Annotated in this window: 14 protein-coding genes; 8 read left to right on the top strand and 6 right to left on the bottom strand. The window is 44.6% G+C overall.

Annotated features, from left to right (window positions below):
• Window positions 1-312 precede the first annotated feature (312 nt).
• Complete coding sequence (locus tag QZW47_RS10175; RefSeq protein WP_293126690.1) at window positions 313-3,168, top strand: PAS domain S-box protein; 2,856 nt, start codon at window positions 313-315, stop codon at window positions 3,166-3,168.
• Window positions 3,169-3,549: 381 nt separating this feature from the next.
• Here the strand turns inward: QZW47_RS10175 and QZW47_RS10170 are convergent, their stop codons facing one another.
• On the bottom strand, window positions 3,550-4,137 hold the full coding sequence (locus tag QZW47_RS10170) for a rhomboid family intramembrane serine protease (RefSeq protein ID WP_293126688.1): 588 nt from the start codon (window positions 4,135-4,137) through the stop codon (window positions 3,550-3,552).
• A gap of 499 nt (window positions 4,138-4,636) precedes the next feature.
• On the opposite strand from QZW47_RS10170, the gene QZW47_RS10165 reads away from it, so the two are divergent.
• A complete protein-coding gene (locus QZW47_RS10165) occupies window positions 4,637-5,014 on the top strand; it encodes a Mo-dependent nitrogenase C-terminal domain-containing protein (protein ID WP_293126686.1) in 378 nt (125 codons plus the stop codon).
• A gap of 229 nt (window positions 5,015-5,243) precedes the next feature.
• Here QZW47_RS10165 and QZW47_RS10160 read toward each other — a convergent pair whose 3' ends face one another.
• On the bottom strand, window positions 5,244-5,561 hold the full coding sequence (locus QZW47_RS10160) for a hypothetical protein (RefSeq protein WP_293126684.1): 318 nt from the start codon (window positions 5,559-5,561) through the stop codon (window positions 5,244-5,246).
• Between the two features lie 195 nt (window positions 5,562-5,756).
• Here QZW47_RS10160 and QZW47_RS10155 point away from each other — a divergent pair, with 195 nt between their 5' ends.
• Window positions 5,757-9,626, top strand: a complete 3,870-nt coding sequence (locus QZW47_RS10155; RefSeq protein ID WP_293126682.1) for a HEAT repeat domain-containing protein — start codon at window positions 5,757-5,759, stop codon at window positions 9,624-9,626.
• A 639-nt stretch (window positions 9,627-10,265) separates the two neighbouring features.
• On the opposite strand, the gene QZW47_RS10150 is transcribed toward QZW47_RS10155, so the two are convergent.
• Entirely contained in the window at window positions 10,266-10,448 is a 183-nt protein-coding gene (locus QZW47_RS10150) for a hypothetical protein (protein WP_190659196.1), read from the bottom strand.
• Window positions 10,449-10,630: 182 nt separating this feature from the next.
• Between QZW47_RS10150 and QZW47_RS10145 the strand changes: the two genes are divergently transcribed.
• Window positions 10,631-10,837, top strand: coding sequence for a hypothetical protein (locus QZW47_RS10145; protein ID WP_293126937.1), 207 nt, complete (start codon window positions 10,631-10,633; stop codon window positions 10,835-10,837).
• Between the two features lie 102 nt (window positions 10,838-10,939).
• Window positions 10,940-11,572 carry a Uma2 family endonuclease gene (locus QZW47_RS10140; RefSeq protein WP_293126678.1) on the top strand — a complete coding sequence of 211 codons (633 nt, stop codon included), beginning with the start codon at window positions 10,940-10,942 and terminating at the stop codon, window positions 11,570-11,572.
• 78 nt (window positions 11,573-11,650) lie between these two features.
• Here the strand turns inward: QZW47_RS10140 and QZW47_RS10135 are convergent, their stop codons facing one another.
• The 3 genes from QZW47_RS10135 to bchB are packed head-to-tail and all read right to left on the bottom strand — an operon-like array spanning window position 11,651 to window position 14,037.
• Window positions 11,651-12,130, bottom strand: coding sequence for a DUF2188 domain-containing protein (locus tag QZW47_RS10135; protein ID WP_293126676.1), 480 nt, complete (start codon window positions 12,128-12,130; stop codon window positions 11,651-11,653).
• Window positions 12,115-12,486 (bottom strand): hypothetical protein, encoded by a 372-nt coding sequence (locus tag QZW47_RS10130; protein WP_293126674.1) that lies wholly within the window; start codon window positions 12,484-12,486, stop codon window positions 12,115-12,117. The genes QZW47_RS10135 and QZW47_RS10130 overlap by 16 nt, the downstream gene beginning before the upstream one ends.
• 27 nt (window positions 12,487-12,513) lie before the next feature.
• The gene (gene bchB, locus QZW47_RS10125) at window positions 12,514-14,037 is read right to left on the bottom strand and encodes a ferredoxin:protochlorophyllide reductase (ATP-dependent) subunit B (RefSeq protein WP_293126672.1); all 1,524 of its coding nucleotides are present in this window, start codon (window positions 14,035-14,037) and stop codon (window positions 12,514-12,516) included.
• Between the two features lie 505 nt (window positions 14,038-14,542).
• Here bchB and QZW47_RS10120 point away from each other — a divergent pair.
• The 3 genes from QZW47_RS10120 (at window position 14,543) to QZW47_RS10110 (ending at window position 21,217) form a co-directional block, all read left to right on the top strand.
• Window positions 14,543-15,070: a KTSC domain-containing protein gene (locus tag QZW47_RS10120; protein WP_293126670.1), complete on the top strand. Its 528-nt coding sequence runs from the start codon at window positions 14,543-14,545 to the stop codon at window positions 15,068-15,070.
• Between the two features lie 245 nt (window positions 15,071-15,315).
• A complete protein-coding gene (locus tag QZW47_RS10115) occupies window positions 15,316-15,555 on the top strand; it encodes a hypothetical protein (protein ID WP_293126668.1) in 240 nt (79 codons plus the stop codon).
• Window positions 15,556-15,703: 148 nt separating this feature from the next.
• Window positions 15,704-21,217, top strand: coding sequence for an ATP-binding sensor histidine kinase (locus QZW47_RS10110; protein WP_293126667.1), 5,514 nt, complete (start codon window positions 15,704-15,706; stop codon window positions 21,215-21,217).
• The last annotated feature ends 79 nt before the right edge of the window (window positions 21,218-21,296 follow it).

Here is a 21,296-nt window from a genome sequence, read left to right as displayed (position 1 = left end):
TGTGGAGATAGCGCTTAAAGTTGCTGTGAAAAGTTATAGTTGCCGATAATCGTCGCGCGCGAGTAAAAATATAACTGTATTGATTTAGAGAACCCCGATCAAAGCGCGCGATCGCGCTAAGATGTCGGTGGCAGTTGTTAAAAATTCAGTTACCAGCGGCAGATTTGGAGTTTTTAACAGCACTTTGCCATATAAAGCGATCTCAACTTCAAAATCTGCGATTATCAGGTTGCACTTTATCGAAACATTGTGGATTCGTCATAGTTCTGCTTCATCATGCCAATCACATATCTGACCGACCAGATTTTAAAAGTGTCGCGAAAAGTACCAATTCGCATCGTCCTTGTGGTGCCTTTTGCCATGCAGACTTTCGCTGCGGTAGGGCTGACGGGGTGGCTGTCGCTGCGGAACGGGCGCATAGCTGTCAACGATGTTGCCGCCCAACTCCGGGGCGAAGTCACGTCGCGCATCCAACAACACATTTACAATTACATCGAAACACCGCACCAAATCAATCAGCTCAATCTCGACGCGATCCGTCTCGGCATTTTGAACGTGCAGGATGAAGTTAGTTTGCGCAGCTACTTCTGCAAACAACTCCAAACTTTTGATAAAGTTAGCTACATTCAATTCGGTTCCGAACAAAAAAATTTTATAGGAGTTGAACGCCTCGACGATGGCAAGTTGCAAGTTCGGATTTCTAATAAATCTACTGGCTATAACTTTCACAGCTACGCGCCGTCAGAGTTAGGAGAATCAACTAAGCTCTTAAAAACTACTAATAACTACGACCCTCGCACTCGACCTTGGTACGTAGCTCCGGTGCGGGCTCGCAAGCCGACCTGGACTAAAATTTATACTTATTTTGACACTCCCAAACTAGCAATTACTGCCGCTCAACCAGTGTACGGCAAGGATGACAAACTGATTGGCATCCTCGGTTCGGATTTGACACTTTCCCATATCAATCAATTTTTGGGAAGCCTAAAGATTGGTAAATCAGGACAGACTTTTATTGTAGAAAGGTCTGGAGAATTGGTGGCTAATTCTACTTCTCAACAGCCGTTTATTGTTAGCAACGGCGTGCCGAAACGGATTGCTGCGACTCAAAGCAAAAATATGTTGATTCGCTCGACAGCCCGCTATTTGACAGAACGTTTCGGGGATTTGGGCAAAATTGACAGATCTCAGCAGTTAGATTTTACGATCGACGGCCAACGGCAATTTCTACAGGTAACGCCCTTCTCAGACAGGAGGGGCCTCGATTGGTTGATTGTAGTGGCGGTTCCCGAAGCCGATTTTATGGAAGCGATTAACGCCAACACTCGCTACACAATTTTGCTTTGTTTTGGTGCTTTGGTTTTGGCGACGGCTCTAGGATGTGTGACTTCGAGGTGGATTGTCATGCCAATTCAGCGTCTGAGCAAGGCTGCGGAGTCTTTGTCGCGGGGAGAATGGGACTCGATGGTGGTAGATCCGAGCTTGATGGCGTCTGTAGAAAGGCAGGATGAGGTCGGTATCCTGGCTCGCTCCTTTAATACGATGGTAGATCAATTGGAAGAGTCATTTACTACTCTTGAAGATCGGGTAGAAGCTGCGATTGCTGATAAAACTAAATTAATTCGGTCTCTGAAACAATCTCAGGAAAAACTCGCTCTTCACCTCTATCAAACTCCTTTGGGCGCGATCGAATGGAATCTAAATTTTGAAGTAGCAGACTGGAATTTGTCAGCAGAAAGAATTTTTGGATTCAGCCGATTGGAAGCAATGGGACAGCACGGAGTCGATCTGATAGTCCCTGAAAGTGCTAAGGAGTATGTCAGGGAACTATCTATAACTTTGCTAACTAATCAAGGAGGAGTTACCAGCCTTAACCAGAATATTAGAAAGGACGGCAAAATAATTCTTTGCGAGTGGTACAATACGACTTTGGTTGATGCTGACGGCTGTATCATCGGGGTAGCATCGCTCGTTCAAGATGTGACAGAGTTTCACAGTGCTGTGGAGCAGTTGCGAGCTAGCGAGGAGCGGTTTCGCCAGTTGGCAGAAAATATTAATGAGGTATTTTGGATTAGAGAACCCAACCAACAGCACATAATTTATGTCAGCCCTGCTTGCGAGAAAATATGGAATTTAAGCTATCGGAGTTTGCTGTCAAAACCGGAGGCTTTTTGGGATGCTATTCACCCGGAGGATCGCGATCGCGTCAAGACTGCTTTTGAAAAACAGGTGCGGGGGGATTATGATGAGGAGTATCGGGTAGTGCGATTGGACGGTTCAGTTTGCTGGGTGCGCGATCGGGCTTTTCCAGTCCGCAACGAAACAGGAGAAATTTACCGCATTGTCGGCATTGCTGAAGACATTACCCAGCGCAAACTAGCAGAAGAATTCCAACAAGTCGCTCAAACCGCTCAAGCAGCCAGTCAAGCCAAAAGCTCATTCTTAGCCAATATGAGCCACGAATTGCGGACTCCCCTCAACGCCATTATCGGTTACAGCGAGATGCTCAAAGAAGACGCCGAGGATTTGGGCTGCGAAGATTTTATCCCAGATTTGCACAAAATTCAAACTGCGGGCAAACACTTGCTATCTTTAATTAGCGATATTCTCGATATTTCTAAGATTGAAGCGGGGCGGATGGAACTTTATTTAGAAACTTTCAACCCGGTTAATTTAATTGACGAAGTAGTTTCCACTGTCGAACCCTTGGTAGAGAAAAATTCTAATAAATTTGAAGTTAATTGTGCTAGCGACTTGGGAATGATGTATGCTGACATTACCAAAACTCGTCAAATATTGCTCAATTTGCTGAGCAATGCAGCCAAATTTACGAAAGGTGGCACTATTACCCTATCGGTTGAAAGAGTTAAACATGACAGCTTATTAACAACTCAAGAAATAGCAGAATCTTCCGACTTAATGATTTTTCGCGTAGCTGATACTGGCATTGGGATTCCTCCCGAACAAATGCGGCATTTATTTCAAGCTTTTATGCAGGGCGACGCCTCAACTACGCGCAAATACGGCGGCACGGGTTTGGGATTGACTATTAGCCGTCACTTTTGCTTGATGATGGGCGGGGATATGCAAGTTCAAAGCCAGTTAGGTAGCGGTGCGGTTTTTACTGTGTGCTTGCCCGCGCAAGTTGAATTATTAGTAAGCAGTTAGTCCTACTTTCTGGGAGGTAATTATTAGCAAATTAACCCGTTTTTTTGAGAAAAAACCTACGCTTTCAGATACGATTTATAAAAAGTCTGGCGACAAAACAAGTATTGGGCTTGTTTCCTGAACGATTATGTAATATCAATTCCGGTCGATGGCGATCGCAAAAATGGTTTGTAGTTCGCCCTGGCGCGCCCAAAATGCTACGGACTGAAGTCCGCACTACAAACGAATTTTACTTTAGTTACTCGACGGGATAAGATATTAGGTGCGTCGCGGCTCGAAAAGTTCCTCTATTTTTAGGGATTGTCGATGTATCTGCACTCTACGAATACTTTGAGATTTCTGTGACACCTCGTACATTGCCCGTTGCCGAACTTCTCAATGCTATACTTTCCGTTTCTGCCGCCCCAAAAATTGAGCTGCTAATACTCCGCCGACAAAGCCAAAGAAATGCGCTTGCCAGGAAACTCCAGGCTGCGATGGCAAAACTCCCCAAATTAAACCGCCGTAGAAGAAACCGACCATTAAAGATACGATAATAGACGTAAAGCTGCGTTCAAAATAGCCCCGCAGCAGCAAAAATCCGAAGTAACCAAAGATTAATCCGCTGGCACCAATATGCACTGAATTGGGCGCGCCTGTCAGCCAAACTCCCAATCCACTGACTAAGACAGTCACAGCACTGACGATAAAAAAGTCGCTAATTTCTCGCAGCATAATCAGCCAACCAAATGTCAGAAAAGGCAGGGTATTGGCGGCTAAGTGAGCAAAACTGCCGTGCAAAAAAGGCATGAATAGGATGCCTTCAAGTCCGTCAATGCTACGGGGGCGGATTCCGTAGGCATTCAGCGCCCCTCTAAACACGAATACGTCGAGAATCTCGATCGCCCACAGGAGGGAGACGAAGCCGCCGAGAATGGCTGCGTGGCTCTGCAATTCGCGGGTGATAGATTTGGTTTCTGGGTTGCTCATGGGTGGTGAGGGCGGTGGTACCGATTATTTTTAATTTTAGGAGTTTCTGGCCGATTCCCTACGGGATAGCTACGCTTCACGCACGCAGCGACACTTACCACTGGGTTTCAGGGTGTTTTGCAGCGCCGTGCTTATTTGAAACTATTATAACTTTGATTTAAAGTTCCGCATATTCACGCATGGAATTATTCACCTCGATGCGTCATTATCGTAGAGGAACTACAAAAGGAGAGTCAACAGAAGGTTGAAGCTTGAATGTAAAAGGCAGAGTTTTTACCCCATAGATAAATCCTTGAGCTGGAAAAGAGGACACTTTGGCGATCGCACACCGTCTCTCAAAAAAACTCAGGAACTACTTTTCTAGGATCGAGTCACTAATTGAAGAAGTTTCATCCGGTAAAGCAAAACGAGCTGCTGTAGGTACTGATTGTAGACAAAATCTCCCACAAGCTCTACAGAGAGTTCTTGGCACCTCGTTGTAAAAGAGGAACAGAGAAATATGAACGTATTTGAGCAAACAGTGTCCCGTCGAATTCTGCCAACTTGGCTATGGCAAGGCAAACAAGAAACCCCCGTTAGTGTCGCTACAAATCCTCAACCTTACGGTCAAAAGTCGCGTTTTGATTTGTTGCACCCGCTGAAGCAATGGCTTGATAACACTGCAATTAAAAATCCAAAGTTAGCCCGGTTGCTGTGCAAATTTATTCCCAGCCAGTGTCCGTTTGAACGCGAAGTCAAAATTTTGGATCGCACTTTGTTCAACATTCCGCCGCTGTGCAAGTTAAATCCGCTTTACGAGCAAGTGGTTGGGTTGCGCTTTCGTGCTTTGTGTTACTTGGCTGACGAGTGCGGCGTGGATGTGACTATCTATTGTTAATTCTCCAAAAACCTTAATTTCTAACTCTCTTGTTTACCCTCCCTTCTCCTTGTTGGGGAGGGTTTTTTGTTTTGTGCGGGCGAATACAGGGATCGGAAGTGCGATCGCACTTTCGCAACCAATACAGCAGATTTCTGGTTTGTCGAGCCGGTGTTGAGAGTTCCTGCGCGCGATCGACCAAAAATCTGCTGCGACGATCCAATGGAGGACTAAAGTCCTTACTACGAACCTATTTTAAGGGACTATCGCTGTCTTCCTCTTCTTCCCTAATATCCTGGAAAATGTGCCAAGCCAAGCAAACCATACCAATGCAAAATCCTGAAACTGGATCTAACCAGGAGATGAAATTGACGATTCCAAACTCGGTAACTTGTCCAGCAACGCAGGTGAATTTGGGAGTTTTCACAATATCTGTTAGCGAGTTCGAGATTGATTCTTCTTTCTCTTCGAGGTTTTCTAGTTCTGTGTCCTCGATGAAAGCCAGCAAAGTTAATAATTGAATTTTGGGATTTTGAGCCAAGATGATTTTGAATTGTTGTGTATTCATGGCGGGTATGGGATGAATTAATGAATTTATCAGTACATTTATCAAAGCATCCTGTAGCTAGCTAGCGTCAGTCCCAAAAAGCTCCACTACAAGTGGAAGTCAAGTAGAACTAATCTTCCACTTAGACTGCAAATACACAATGTTCAGCAAATATCTGTTACTATCTCAATCATTACATCGCTAAATATTCTGCTCATGGTGTGGGATGATTTTCTCAAGCGGATGGCTGTAGACTGTGGCCTTACTCCCGGACAGTCTAATGTCTTGATAGAGAGATTTGCACAAAATAATATCGATAAACGAGAAAGCGAGATAGAAGCGAATAGCAAGCTGCTTTTTGGCATTCAAGCTGAAGCTTACAAGAAGCGCAGAGGCGAGATTTACAAGAAATTCACTTATAATTGTGCAAAACTGGAGACAGCGGGTGCTCGCAAAGCCGAAACGCTGCGAAAGTGGCTTAAAAGCGAATATTCTGCTGGGTCGATCGACATTTCACCACCAGAAACAGCCAAAACATCCGAGTTTCCGTCACCAGCAACCCAAATCGACTGGCGCGAAACCTGCCGCGCCGCAGCCCAAGCCAAGCGACAAGCAGCCAACACTTTTTTTGCTAACGACTTAGGGCGAAAAATCGACCTCAACGAGATTCACGTGCCTTTGGGATTAATCGAAGGCCAGCAAAAACCCCAGCGCCGCGATGATTTCTCCCCTCAAACAGGTTCCGAAGCTTATCAGGAAGCCGAAAAACTCATTCCCCTCAGTTACGACGAATTTTGCGAAAAAGTCCTCGCCAACAGCGACAGCCCTAAAAGCAAGGGGAAACGCCTTGCTGTCATCGGCGAACCGGGGGCGGGAAAAACGACTCAATTGTTGAAAATTGGCGATCGCATATTGACGGAAACTGAATATTTGCCGGTATGGATATCCTTAGCAGAGGTGAAAAAACCTTTGTCCCAATATTTAATCGAAAATTGGCTGCGAATAGCGGCGGGAAAATTGGATGCTGCACCTGCGGAATGGGTGAAAGAATTTCAGGAATTACTGAGTGAAGGAAAAATCTGGTTGCTGTTGGACGGCGCGGATGAAATGGGAATAGCCGATTCCCTGGGAACTCTATCGCCACAGTTGAGAGAACGGGTATTCGATAAGGTACGAATAATAATCAGTTGTCGCCTGAATATTTGGGAGGCTACGGGGAATGCCCTATCTGATTTTGATACTTATAAAATGCTCGATTTTAGCTATGGAGATGGCGATAATTGCGATCAAGTGAAATTGTTTATCGATAAATGGTTTACCCCCCTTAATCCCCCCTTACCAAGGGGAGAAACTGACCCAATTCCTAATCCCTTACCAAGCCTGGAAACCACCTCCACTCTTGCTCCCCCCCTTACCAAGGGGGGGCTGGGGGGGGTTCTTCGCGCCAAAGAAACCACCTCCACTCTTACTCCCCCCCTTACCAAGGGGGGGCTGGGGGGGGTTCTTCGCGCAGCGAATCTCCGCGCCGCCTTAGACGAACCGGGAAAAGAGCGAATCAAAGATTTAGCACGCAATCCCCTGCGGTTATTCCTGCTGTGTTTAACTTGGGAATTCGGACAGCAAAAATTACCGGATACTAAAGCCGAACTTTATGAAGTATTTGTGGTAGCGCTTTATGATTTCAAGAAACTAGCCTTTCCGACAACAGCAGCACAGAGAACAAACTTAAATGCTGCCTTGAGAAGGTTTGCACTGACAGCAATTGAAGCTGGATATAAATCGATATTGCCGGATTGGTTTGTGATCCAACATCTGGCGCAACCGCATCCTGAGTTATTTGAAAAAGCAATTGAATTAGGTTGGTTGAATCGAGTCGGAGTTGATGCCCAAAACCCGCTGAAATCTGTTTATGCTTTCTATCATCCTTCTTTTCAGGAATATTTTGCAGCGTGCGAGATTGAGGATTGGCACTTTTTCTTGAATCATGTGCCGCAGAATCCGCAGCAGGGGATTTATCGGATTTTTGAGCGGCAGTGGAAAGAGGTGATGTTGCTGTGGATGGGGCGAAAGGATGTGGATAGGGAGGAGAAGGAAGCGTTTATTCGGGCGTTGGTGGAGTTTGATGATGGAATTGAAGATGAGTTTTATTGGTATCGAGCCTATTTTCTAGCTGCTATCTTAATTAATGAGTTTAAGGATTGTTCTTTGGCTGATGAGATAGTTGGACTCATTGTCCTGTTTGGATGGAGTGTTTTCTATATAGAAAAACAGAATTCGCAGACATTGCTATATCTAATTGCAGAAGGAGCAAAAGCAGTATTGCCAGAGAGCGATCGTATAAGAGCTATCCCCGCTTTAACTGAGTTAATCCGCACTTTGGGTGATGAATGTACCCGGCTGGAAGCAGCAGATAGCTTAGGTAAAATAGACAAAATAAACCCAGATGCGATTGCAGCTTTAACTGAGTTACTCGGCACCTCTGAAAATAAATATATCCGGTTTTTAGCAGCAGTAAGCTTAGGAGAAATAGGTAAAGGAAACTCAGATGCTATCGCAGCTTTAACTGAATTAATCAGCACGTCGGAGAATAAAGATACCCGGCGGTTGGCAGCAGAAAGCTTAGGGGAAATAGACGAAGGCAACCCAGATGCGGTCGCCACTTTAATTGAGTTAATCAGCACCTCTGAGAATGAATATATCCGGTGGCAGGCAGCAACAAGCTTAGGGGAAATAGGCAAAAGTAACCCAGATGCGATCGTCGCTTTAACTGAGTTAATTCGTACTTGTGAGGATGAAGATACCCGGCGGTGGGCAGCAGAAAGCTTAGGGGAAATAGACGAAGGCAACCCAGATGCGATCGCGGCTTTAACTAAGTTAATTCGTACCACTGAGGATGAAGATACCCGGCGGTGGGCAGCAGCAATCTTAGGGAAAATAGGCAAAGCCAACCCAGATGCGCTCGCTGCTTTAACTGAGTTAATCCGTACCTCTGAGGATGAAGATACCCGGCAGTGGGTAGCAGAAAGCTTAGGGGTAATAGGCAAAGTTAACCCAGATGTTATCGCCACTTTAATTGAGTTAATTTGCACCTCTGAGGATGAATCTATCCGGCTGTCCGCAGCAGAAAGCTTAGGGGAAATACACAAAGGCAACTCAGATGCGATCGCCACTTTAACTGAGTTAATCCGTACCTCTGAGAATGAATCTATCCGGAAGCAGGCAGCATATAATTTAGGAAAAATAGACGAAGGCAACCCAGATGCGATCGCCACTTTAACTGAGTTAATCCGTACCTCTGAGAATGAATCTATCCGGAAGCAGGCAGCATATAATTTAGGAAAAATAGACAAAGGCAACCCAGATGCGATCGCCGCTTTAACTGAGTTAATCCGTACCTCTGAGAATGAATCTACCCGGAAGCAAGCAGCAGATAGTTTAAAAGAAGTTTTGACAGAAACTCAGCAAATAACAGGGGTTGTCACTGCCTTAAAGGATTGCCTATCCGAGAAGACTTACGAAAATGACTTTGATAGATGCGAAAATTCCTACGCAGTCATCTGGCACTGTGCCCAAAATCTCCCTTACCCCACCTTCTATGACGCATGGCACTATCCACCCACCACACCCCATCCCCAAGTTCCCAACTGGCAAACTTTCCCCCAAGACATTGCCAGAGAAATCAATAATCAAGCCGAATTATCCAATCAAATCCAACTTTTGTGCATCGACAGCAAAAACTTCATCAACCCCGACAACCCCGCCACCAAGATTTACACCCAAATGCTGAAACAAGGCTGTCCCAAATGTGAGGATGGCACACCGAAAACAATGGCAGATTTACAAACCTATTGGGATTTGCTGCTGATGGATAGCGAGAAATCTTGCATCTTTGTATTCTACAACTCGCGGGGGGAAGAGGCGACTGGATTTAGCGAGACTTTTGTCAATGATTTAAGCAAGTTTGACGGTAATATTGCGATTGTTGGCGACTATAACGCGGATTCGCTGACAGTTTTTTCACCCAGTCAATCTGATATGATTGGAGCGATTGTGCGGTGGATTTGCCAAATTGTGTGGGAAAGTTAATTAATATAGTTGTAGTATTCGTAGGGTGCGTCGCTATAAAAAATCCCTAGGAAAAGATAGACAATCTTATGGCGACGCACCTTACAAAATACTGGAGTAAACTACCTGGAGTTTCACGGGGCCCAACACTTCTTTTGTAACATAAGTGTTGCATTGTTTTAAAGTCTGTGAGTGATGGGATAGGTGCGTCGCTTTCAGATTATCGATATTTAGTTAGAGATTTTTCATAGCGACGCACCCTACGACTACTACACTTTTCAATCTTATATAAATCAATACGGTTCAGATAAGAGATTCCTACATATAAAACATATGAAAAATAGATACTGCGATTGCTTCGTTCCTCGCAATGACAATCTTAACTGAACCGTATTGTTATATAAATTATGTTTTATTGGCAGAGTCCCCCGCCGGATACTGCACGTGCCGTTTCCCTACAGATGATTCGCTTTTTCAAAGGTATTGCTACACTTTTCAATCCATACAAATTATCTTTTATTGGCAGAGTCCCCCGCCGGAGACTGCACGTGCTATTAGATTGTCGATATGTAAGTCAGAGATTTTTGGTGGCGGCGCACCCTACGAACTAACTATAAGTGCGATCGGGTGATACGCATCCATAACCCACGAGAGAAGTTTTTAAGTCTCGCTTTTGGGTTTTTCTGGCCCAGAGGGTACTTCTCCCCTTTGTTGGGCTTCCAATAAAGCTGTTTCCACGAGAAAGGCTATCAGGTTAGCTGTGGATCTGCCTTGTTTGTCAGCCCATCGATCTAAAGCTTCATATACGTAATCAGGAAAGGTGACGTGAACGCGCTTGCTCAATGTAAAAGTTGGTTGGTTGACTAACGCTTTTAATGGTACAAGCTTAGGCTCCCGATCGTGTTGTTACTCTGTTCTTAAAACTGGACTGACACAAATTTGGGCTTATTATGTTACAATTCCTCTAATCCGATTTCGGATCAGTCAAAAGCCAGTCCGACGCTTCCGAGGGCTCAGGACTGGCTTTGGCTCCAATTTACAAAGGAGATACATCTATTATGCGGTATGAAAAGCTTCTCAAACCGTGGATTGTGGTTCGTTTGCTTCCGAACCTGCAAAGGACAGTTGTGGGTCGGTTTCGCAGTTGGTCTGATGCAGATGGTCACTTGCGAGTTCTCAAACAACTGCTTCCCGGTGCTCGATTGACTCTACTGTTCGATCCGATCGACTAATTTGGGTTGCGACTGTCTGAAAGTGCGCGCGAGCTTCGCCACGCGCATTTTCGGACAATGTTAAACTGGACGCAAGATATGAATTAAGTTGGGTAAAAAACCGTGACAGCTACTCTACAAGTAACAGAACAGCCAACATCACAGCGCTACTTTACTCCAGAAGAATATCTAGCTTTGGAAGAAGCAGCAGAAGACAAAAGCGAATATCTCGACGGAGAAATTATTCCTATGACAGGCGGATCTACCAATCACAATCAAATTTCTGGTAATTTGTACATTGCTTTGAGTCTTGCTATCAAAAAACAGAATTATCGCATCTTCATGGGTGACGTGCGCCTGTGGATGCCGAAAAAGCGATTTTATACTTATCCCGATGTGATGGTAATTGCGGGCAAACCTGAGTATTACAACAATCGCAAAGATACTGTAATAAATCCTCAAGTGATTGTAGAAGTTTTATCGAAATCTACCAGAAATTACGATCGCAGCGATAAGTTTCAGTTTTATCAAACGCTGCCGACCTTTCAAGAGTATATTCTAATTGACCAATCGCGAGTTTATGTGGAGCAGTATTGCAAGTTGGCAAACAAGCGTTGGTCGTACACTCAGTACGATGAGGAAGATGCAGCGCTAGTTTTTAATTTCTTTCAAGTTGAAGTGCCGCTGGCAGATATGTATGAGAAGGTGGATTTTGAGGCGGAAAATGAGCCTGAAGAGAGTATGGCGGCAGAATAAGACTGTCTAAAAGTGCGATCGACTAATTTTAGTGTAGCAATTTTTCTCGCGGTCGATCGCACTTTCAGATACCTCCACCTAAACACTTTCCAAACATTCACGTTTCCCCGACTCTGATTCTGGCTGATTTCTACGCTGCAACAGCGCATCTATCGCCGGATTGATCACTTCCTGAACTTCCCCACTTTCACCATAAATTACCACCTCAAGCCATCTAGCTTTTGCTGAACCCACGGCATATTTTAAAGCTGCTTCCTGAGTAGCAAACACCTTTTCACTTGACTCTACATTGTCCTCGCTCACAGCCCACCCATTGGCATGAGGTACTACGTATAGTTTGTGATTTAATTCCTTTAATACCCGCTGCCGCAACCCAATTAAAGTAATGCCGACAATTGTTTCACTATCCTCATGATAACGGGCGATAACTCCATCGCTAATATCCACAGCTACACCCTCTCGCGGTTCTCCTAGGGAGAGATAGAGAACATCCGCTTCCCGATCGTAGAAACCTGTAATAGTTGTGGAATCTTCGAGAATTTTTACTGTTGTGTCCATATTATTCGCTTATTTGATGATGGCTGTCTTCTGAGGTAAGCTGTTGTGATAAATCCATCATAGTTATTTATTTCTAAATACACCACTACCACAAATTTCCTACTTTCGGGAATTAAGGGATAGAAGCGCAGAGCAAGTAACCCACCTGTAACGTCATCGATTTGAATCAAATCGGGGTTCTCTAAAGTTTCTAAAACTCGCTCATATTGAGCTTGCATTTCAGGGTGCTCTTTCAAGATATGCTGCCACCGCTCTCTAGTGAGGCGTATTGGAACATTATTGAATGAATAACCAGTCCAAAGTAGATTACTATCCTGTGTCATTTTATCTGAAATTTGATAAATAAGCAAGGGCATCCACAACAGATGCCCTCACCTAACTAACTACGCGCCGACAGCTTCCTTGGCTGCGTACAACACCTCAGCATTAATTAAAGCAATACCGCGCTCGCGAGCAAACTTCTCAGTATTCCGCTTCACTTTACCCCGCACAAAACCAGGGATTTTATTCAACTCTGCTTGTCCATCCTTTGTCCAATTCATATCAGAATCAGCCGAAATACCTTTAGTAATCACTTCCTTAGTATCGTGGCCGCCGAAGATTTCTAGCAAGTGGTCTTCCATTCCCAAAGTAAAGGAATTGTAGACTAAATCTACGCACTGATTCGTGCCTTCATAACCCAAAAATGGCTTGTAGCCGATCGGGAAATTTTGCACGTGAATCGGCGCAGCAATCACACCGCACGGAATATCAAGCCTTTTACCCACGTGGCGTTCCATTTGCGTGCCGAAAATCGCGGAAGGTTCTGCTTTGGCGATCGCATCTCCGATCGCACCGTGATCCTCCGTCACCAGCACTTCATCACAATACCCTTTTACCTCTTCCCGGAACCAATCAGCATCGTGTTTGCAGTAGGTTCCAGCCCACACAACGTGGATTCCCATCTCGCGAGCCAAAATCTTCGTCATCGCCGCAGCGTGCGTGTTATCGCCAAATACGACCGCTTTTTTGCCGGTTAAGTTTTGGCAGTCGATCGACCTTGAGAACCAAGCAGCCTGAGACACAAACCGCGTTTGTTGGTCAATAAAATCTTCATAATCAACATTCGCACCTTGCGCGTTCAGAACTTCCTGAATCTTGCGGATGCAGCGCGCCGTTTCCACCACACCCATCGGCGTAATATCCACGCAAGGTGTGCCGAATTCTTGCTCCAAATAACTCGCCGCCATCATCCCCAATTCCCGATAAGGAACCAAGTTAAACCAAGCGCGCGGCAGTCTTTTCAAGTTATGAACCGAAGCACCTTCGGGAATAACTTCGTTAACTTCAATTCCCAAATCCGCCATCAAACGCTTCAACTCGGTGCAGTCGTGCTGGTTGTGGAAACCCAGCGTAGACATACCGATAATATTCACCGATGGTTTTTCGCTTTTACCTTCTAAATCGCCTTTTTTGCGGGCTTTGTTAATGTAAAATTGGACGATTTGATCTAAAGTGCGATCGGCTGCTTGCAGTTCGTTTACCCGGTAATGGTTAACATCCGCCAGCATTACGTCACCTTTCGCATCCAATTGAGCTCGGTTAACAAAGTTTTCCAAGTCTTCTTGCAGAATGCTAGAGGTGCAAGTCGGAGTCAACACGATTAAATCTGGCTGCTCTTCTCTGTCTTTGCGGGTGATATTGTCCACCACCCGTTCCTGGGAGCCCCGCGCCAGTACGTGTCTGTCTACGACGCTGGTAGTTACCGGAGTGAAGTCCCGTTCTCTCTCCAACATGGAGCGCATGACGTTAAAATAGTCGTCTCCAATCGGTGCGTGCATGATTGCGTGGACGTTTTTGAAGGAAGTCGCCACGCGCAAAGTGCCGATGTGGGCTGGGCCTGCATACATCCAATAAGCCAATTTCATAGGTATTTTTCCTGATGCTGGTTGAGATTTGCCCGATCGGGCGATTACTGCTAAATTTTAAGGTTGTTTGAGATTTTCTCACCGAATGAATCCTTTAGAAATAGTAACTTTCTCAGGATTTACAGATGGAAAAAATGCTCGAACGCTTTTGCTGGTTGGGATTTGACTCGCCATTCTCACAACTTTACCTGTGTTTTATGGCAATAATTCTTAATTTATTGTCAAGTTTCGTTAAGAAACCGACACATCCGATCAAAGTAGGGTGTGCAATACGAACCTTACTCAATAAAGCTGTTGCGTGAGTCTGCGATCGAAAAAAAAACCGCAGATGTTAGGCAGATAAACACAGATAAACGCAGATAATTTTAGAAGAGGAAAGCTGGGAGCGGCACAGGTCTAATTTCTTTAAGCAAGCGACAAATTTTATCAAAGTAGGGTCGCAACGCCCATTTTACACATAAAGATATATAGATTGACTTTTTAGCCAACTCGGCATACATTATTAATGAATCCACTATTTCCCGGTGCCGAAACTTGCAAAGGGCGGGAGATATTGAGGCAAGACAAATCCTTGTTGACAAATCCCATGAAACTATCCAAAATTGACTTGAGCAATGTCCTAGCGGTGGGTCACTCTAACGGCCAGTTAGGACTGTTGATCGATCGCGGTGAAGCAGTCGAATTGATCGAAATTGCCGCACCTGAAGCTGCCATGCACGGCCTGCAAATGGTTGATTTCATCGCCAATACAGATGCTGCCGAACTCAATGGCGGTATTGAATTAACAGAAATTGCTCCGGGCTGCGAACCGATTGCGATGATGTCGGTTGATTCGGCCATGGCTAGGGCGATCGGATACAATGAAGACGATCGAGTTTTGCAAATAGAATTTAGCAGCGGGTCAGTCTATCAATACAGCGACGTAGAACCGGAAATTTGGGAATCTCTGCAAGATACTGATTCTACAGGCAGGTTTTTTAACTCCGAGATCAAAGGTGCTTATTCGAGCCTGCGCCTAGATGAATCGCCCTAAAACGGATACAGTGCCCTCGCAGGGCTATTCTCGAAAGATTAAAATTTTAGAGTTTTGTTCCTGCTCCTTTGATTCATCTGCTGAGTCAATCTCAAATATCAGATTCTGCAAATCTCAAATCGACGCTAGGCACCTATACTGAAGCATTGCACCTTTAACGGCTTTGATGGATGTGTCATGGCTTGCGTATTTTCAGAAAACACCCAGGTGCGAAGCTAACCCAAGCAATCTCCTAAAAGCTGAGATTGTTTTTTGTCAGCGGTGCGTGCGATCGCCACCTTCAAAATTTATTGTTGCTTCAGCATAGCAAAATAGCTGCCTCTCTTTCTTGGCACTTGCACAAATCCTGTATTTGTGCTTTTGTTTACCTAAATGCTGAGGTGACGAAAGCCCCTGTGCCAGAAGTCAGCAGCAGCTCTTGGCTGGATACACTATGTCTTGCCACACATCCCAAAATATATGTCTTGAGCGATAATGAAGGATAACATAGGATTTACCAAAACAAACCCGGTTCATACGAAAAAATCTGCGGTTTGTCAACGACTAGCAACGAAGAAACCGGGTTTTTAGCCCGCCGCGCGTATTAAGTCCTATAACATTGACCAAGCACACCTAATTTGAGAGAACCCAACTATGATGGCAATTCCCGGCGTTGCAGTTCTCGCTCTCATTTATGAAAGCAGCACTTCCCTAGTTTACCGCGGCCGCAACGAGCAAGACAACCAACCTGTTATTATCAAACTTATCAAAGAAGACTATCCGACTCTCGAAGAACTGAATAGATACAAGCGAGAATATGATATTACTGCTAACTTAAACCTGCTGGATGGAGTTGTTAAAGTATACAAGTTGCAGCAGGTCAGAAATAGTCTGGCAATGATTTTAGAAGATTTTGGAGGCGAATCTTTAAAAATCTTCATGAATTCTCAAAAATTTACCACTTTAGGATTTTTGACAACTGCCATCAAAGTTGCCGAAACCTTGGGTGAAATTCACGCCAAAAATGTGATTCATAAAGATATTAACCCATCTAATATAGTTTTTAATCCAGCTACAGGCAAAGTAAAGTTAATAGATTTTAGCATCTCAACTGCATCAAATCAAGAAAACGTTCCTAATAAAAATCCCAATTTTTTAGAAGGCACTTTAGCCTATATGTCGCCGGAGCAAACCGGGAGAATGAGCCGCGTAATCGATTACCGCACGGACTTTTATTCCCTCGGCGTCACCTTCTATGAAGTGCTAGCAGGACAACTCCCTTTTACCACTACCGATCCAATGGAGTTAGTTCACTGTCACATCGCCAAACAGCCCTTACCTCTGGCTGAAGTTGCGCCAGAAATTCCTCAAGCTATTTCCGACATTGTGATGAAATTACTAGGAAAAGCCGCAGAGGATCGCTATCAAAGTGCTTGGGGACTGAAAGCAGATTTGGAATCCTGTCTGTTTCAGTTGCAAACATCAGGGTTTATTTCCGAATTTGCTCTCGGCAGCCAAGATATTTCCGACAAATTTCAAATCCCTCAAAAACTTTATGGAAGACAGCGAGAATTTGAGACTCTTTTAGCCGCTTTTGAACGGGTAGCAGCCACCAGCCATCGCTCCTACCGCATCGAACAGTCCCAAATTTCTGTCATCAAGAAAGAAGTCACATCGAAAAAAGAAAGTTCCCTGTCAGTGCTGACGAGAGGACAGCATAAATCCCGCAGCGAGATGATGCTGATTGCTGGTTATTCTGGCATTGGCAAATCTGCAATGGTCAAGAATTTAGATAAACCTATTACCCGCAGGCGCGGCTATTTTATTTGGGGAAAATTTGACCAGTACAAGCGCACTATTCCTTACTCGGCAGTTGTTAGCGCTTTTTCGGAATTGGTGCGGCAACTTTTAACTGAAAGCGAAGCTCAATTAGCCGTTTGGCGCGAAAAACTCCGCACTTCCTTCGGGCAAAACGGGCAAATTATTATTGATGTACTTCCCGAAGTTGAACTGATTGTCGGAGCTCAGTCTCCTGTAGCTGAATTGGGGCCGACGGAATCTCTAAACCGCTTTAATTTAGTATTTCAAAATTTCATTCGCGTGTTTTGCCAGCCCGAACATCCGCTGGTGATTTTTCTCGACGATTTGCAGTGGGCAGATTCTGCTACTCTCAAATTGATCGAGTTGATGATGACAGATGAAGCTACGCAATATCTGTTTTTGATTGGCGCTTATCGGGATAATGAAGTCAGTCCCACTCATCCTTTAATGATGACTGTGGAGACGCTGCGAAATCAGGAAGCCATCATTAATGAGATTGCTTTGGCGCCGCTGGGGGTGGACAATATCACTCATTTGATTGCCGAGACTTTGCACAGCGATCGCGAATCTGTCAAACCCTTAGCTGAACTCGTTGTCAGCAAAACAGACGGCAATCCTTTTTTTGTAAATCAATTTCTCCAAACATTGTATCAGGAAAACTTGCTAGTTTTTCATCCGCCACAGTCGGGGAGCAAGGGTGGCTGGCATTGGGATATGACCCAAATTGAACAGTGCGCCATCACTGATAATGTAGTAGATTTGATGGTGCAAAAGTTGAGAAAATTGCCGACTCCAACGCAGCAAGTTTTGCGTTTAGTGGCTTGTTTGGGCAACGAATTTGACTTGAATACTCTCTCTTTAATTAATGAAAAAGAAGCCTCGGAAACTTTTTCGCAGTTGCTGCCGGCGATTAAGTCGGGACTGATTCTCCCAACTTCGGAATTGGAAAGCAAGTCCTTAGATTACGTGATGTTTCCGCTGTTGATTCTCAATTACAAATTTTTGCACGATCGCGTGCAGCAAGCAGCTTACGCCCTGATCGACGACTCGCAAAAAAAAGACGTTCACCTCAAAATCGGTCGGCAAATCCTCGAAAACACTCCGGCTGAGTATCGCGCTGACAGAATTTTTGAATTAGTCGATCACTTGAATGTCGCGCGATCGCTAATTCGAGACGAGCGAGAATTAATTGAACTGGCAACGCTGAATTTAGACGCCGCCCGCCGAGCCAAAGATGCCACTGCTTATGTGGCTGCCTTGCAGTATTTAACCGCAGGTATGGACGGTTTAACCGCCGATATCTGGGATTCCCACTACGACTTAGCCTTTGCCCTGCACATGGAGCGCGCTAACGTTGAGTATCTCAACGGCTATTTCGAGCATTCTGAAGAATTTATCAACATAACTTTGCAAAAAGCGCGATCGCCCTTAGAAAAAGTAGAAATTTACAACCTGCTGATCGTGCAGTACACCCTCCGCGCGAAGTACGAAGAAGCCGTCAAAGCCGGAATCCAAGCTTTGAACTTGCTCGGAATTGACTTGCCGCTAGACGGACTGCAAACAGTCATCTCCGAAGAATTTGCAGCAGCCACAAACTTTTTAGCAGGTAGAGAAATAGCTTCCTTAATTGACGCACCCGAAATGACTGTACCCGACAAAAAAGTCGCAGTCAAATTAATCACCAACTTGCTGACATCGGCATACCTCAACAATCCCGATTTGTGGAAAGTCAGCGTATTAAAAGGAGTCAATCTCTCACTCACCTACGGTTTAGTTCCCGAAGCATCCCTGTGCTACGCCGGCTACGGTATGTTCTTAAACGCAGTTTCGGGAGATTACAAAGCAGCATATCAATTTGCCATGCTGTCGCTAAATTTAAGCGAAAAATCAGGAAACATCGGCTTGAAATGCAGAGCTTGTTCCTCCCTAGTCAGTATTTTTTATTACTGGTTCAATCACATCAAAGATTCCCACACAATTAGCAATGAAGGATATCAAGCAGCCTTAGAATCAGGCGACTTAGAATACGCAGGTTATATTCTCTCCAACCGCATAGCGAATTCTTTTTTTCAAGGCAAAGAAATCTCGCAAATTCTGGCAGATACCAGCAGGTATTTGCAGTTCAGCCAAAAAACCAAAAATCAGCTTGTAACCGATACATTATTAGGAGCGGAGTTAATCCTCCGCAACTTAAGCCAGCTCACTCTCGAAAAGTTTGTATTTGAAAGCGAAGAGTTCACCGAGGCTGAATACGTAGACAACTGTCAAGCTCATCAAAATTTGTACTCGCTCTGCCTGTATCAGATTCGCAAATGCCAAGTAATGTACTGGTACGGCAACTTCAACGAAGCGCTGCAACTAGCTTTGGAAGTAGAAAAGCAGCTATCTTTTATTACCGGAGCCATCCCCGCTACCGAATGGAATTTTTTCTTTTCTCTAACTTTAGCGGCAGTTTTTCCTAATGTTTCAAAAACCAAACAAAAACAATACTTAGATAAGTTAGAAGCCAATCAAAAACAAATGAAAATTTGGGCTGACAACTGTCGCGAAAACTTTCTGCACAAGTATATGTTAGTACAAGCAGAAATAGCCAGAATTTCCAAGAAAGATTCCGAAGCCGTAGAGCTGTACGATTTTTCGATAAATTTAGCCCAAGACAGCGAGTTCGTGCAAAACGAAGCGCTGGCTAACGAACTAGCAGCCAAGTTTTGGTTGAGTAAAGGCAAATATCAATATGCCAAAATCCACTTGCGCGAAGCTCACTCGTGCTACTTGCGCTGGGGAGCAGTCCGCAAAGTTCAAGATTTAGAACAAAAGTATCCGCAGTTGAAGGAAATGACGCCGCTCAACGGAAGTTTCCAAAACAATCAAACTACCACAACTATTCATACTTCTACTGGTAGCGATGCGAGAGTTTTGGATTTAGGCACTGTCATGAAAGCATCTCTAGCGATTTCCAGCGAAATTGTCCTCGACAAACTGCTGGCTTCTTTGATGAGGATATCGCTGGAAAATGCGGGGGCACAATCTGGTTTTTTAATCCTGCTCAGAGATGGAAAACTGTTAATTTCAGCTAAGGCGTCAGTCGTTGTTGAAGATGTAGCTGTGCTGCAATTTACGCCTGTTGAACAATGTCAGGATTTACCTGTGACGGTGATTAATTTTGTGGAAAGGACTCGCTCGGATGTGGTGTTGAGCAATGCGGCTGCTGAGGGGCGATTTACGGCAGATCCTTACATCAGCAGACAGCAGCTCAAATCTCTTTTGTGTACGCCCATAGTCAATCAAGGCAAACTGATCGGCATTCTTTATTTGGAAAACAATTTAACTATCGGGGCGTTTAATGCCCACCGCTTGGAAGTTTTAAGGCTGCTTTCTTCCCAAGTTGCTATTTCTTTGGACAATGCTCTGCTTTACAATTCGGTGGAGCAGAAAGTGCAAGAGCGGACGCAGGAGTTAAATGAAAAGAACGAGCGTTTAGAAAAAACTTTGCGCGAGCTGAAATTAACGCAAGCTCAATTAATTCAAACGGAAAAGATGTCGAGTTTGGGGCAAATGGTGGCTGGCGTAGCTCACGAAATCAACAATCCTGTAAGTTTCATTTACGGCAATCTCAACCCTGCCAGCGAGTACGTTAAAGATTTGCTAAAATTAATCGATCTTTACCAGCATCATTACCCAGAACCTGCTGATGAAATTATCGATGAAATAGAAACTATCGAACTGGAATTTTTGATCGAAGATTTGCAAAAGCTGCTGGATTCTATGAAAGTCGGAGCCGAAAGAATCCGGGATATCGTGTTGAGCTTGCGGAATTTTTCGCGCCTCGACGAAGCGCAAATGAAGTCGGTTGATATCCATGAAGGCATCGACAGTACAGTGATGCTGCTGCAACCGCGTTTGAGAAAAGAGGGCGGGCGTTTGGGTATTGATGTGATTAAAAATTACAGCAAGCTGCCTTTAATTACTTGTTATGCGTCGCAGTTGAATCAGGTTTTTATGAATATTTTGACAAATGGGATCGATGCGCTACTTTTGGCAAGAGATTGCCCGGAAAGCTCTCAAAGACAGCCTACTATTACAATTTCTACAGAGGTGACTGACAGGAATTCTGCGATAATTAGAATTGCTGATACCGGCCCGGGAATGAGCATTGAAGTGCTGCACAAAATATTCGATCCGTTTTTTACAACTAAGCCTGTGGGTTCGGGTACTGGTTTGGGATTGTCGATTTCTCACTCGATTGTTGTGAGCTCTCACGGCGGAAAGTTGACTTGCGTTTCTGCACCGTCCGAGGGAAGTGAGTTTATTATTGAAATTCCGATCGCCCCACGGCAAGTTTTGTAAAGAAAGAAAAATGGCGAAGTCAAGTAAGACGGCGGTTGAAACCGCGCCTACACAAGCAAAACCCGCCTCCGCGGGTTGA

It is taken from the genome of Microcoleus sp. bin38.metabat.b11b12b14.051 (assembly GCF_013299165.1).
Taxonomy (GTDB): domain Bacteria; phylum Cyanobacteriota; class Cyanobacteriia; order Cyanobacteriales; family Microcoleaceae; genus Microcoleus.
The sequence above is the reverse complement of the archived record's forward strand: the minus strand, read 5'-3'. Positions and strand labels throughout refer to the sequence as shown.

Excerpts from the sequence above, each read along its gene's own strand:
- QZW47_RS10170 (WP_293126688.1), bottom strand. The coding sequence starts at position 4,137 with ATGAGCAACCCAGAAACCAAATCTATCACCCGCGAATTGCAGAGCCAC.
- QZW47_RS10165 (WP_293126686.1), top strand. The coding sequence starts at position 4,637 with ATGAACGTATTTGAGCAAACAGTGTCCCGTCGAATTCTGCCAACTTGG.
- QZW47_RS10160 (WP_293126684.1), bottom strand. The coding sequence starts at position 5,561 with ATGAATACACAACAATTCAAAATCATCTTGGCTCAAAATCCCAAAATT.
- QZW47_RS10155 (WP_293126682.1), top strand. The coding sequence starts at position 5,757 with ATGGTGTGGGATGATTTTCTCAAGCGGATGGCTGTAGACTGTGGCCTT.
- QZW47_RS10135 (WP_293126676.1), bottom strand. The coding sequence starts at position 12,130 with ATGGACACAACAGTAAAAATTCTCGAAGATTCCACAACTATTACAGGT.
- QZW47_RS10130 (WP_293126674.1), bottom strand. The coding sequence starts at position 12,486 with ATGCCCTTGCTTATTTATCAAATTTCAGATAAAATGACACAGGATAGT.
- bchB (WP_293126672.1), bottom strand. The coding sequence starts at position 14,037 with ATGAAATTGGCTTATTGGATGTATGCAGGCCCAGCCCACATCGGCACT.
- QZW47_RS10120 (WP_293126670.1), top strand. The coding sequence starts at position 14,543 with ATGAATCCACTATTTCCCGGTGCCGAAACTTGCAAAGGGCGGGAGATA.
- QZW47_RS10110 (WP_293126667.1), top strand. The coding sequence starts at position 15,704 with ATGATGGCAATTCCCGGCGTTGCAGTTCTCGCTCTCATTTATGAAAGC.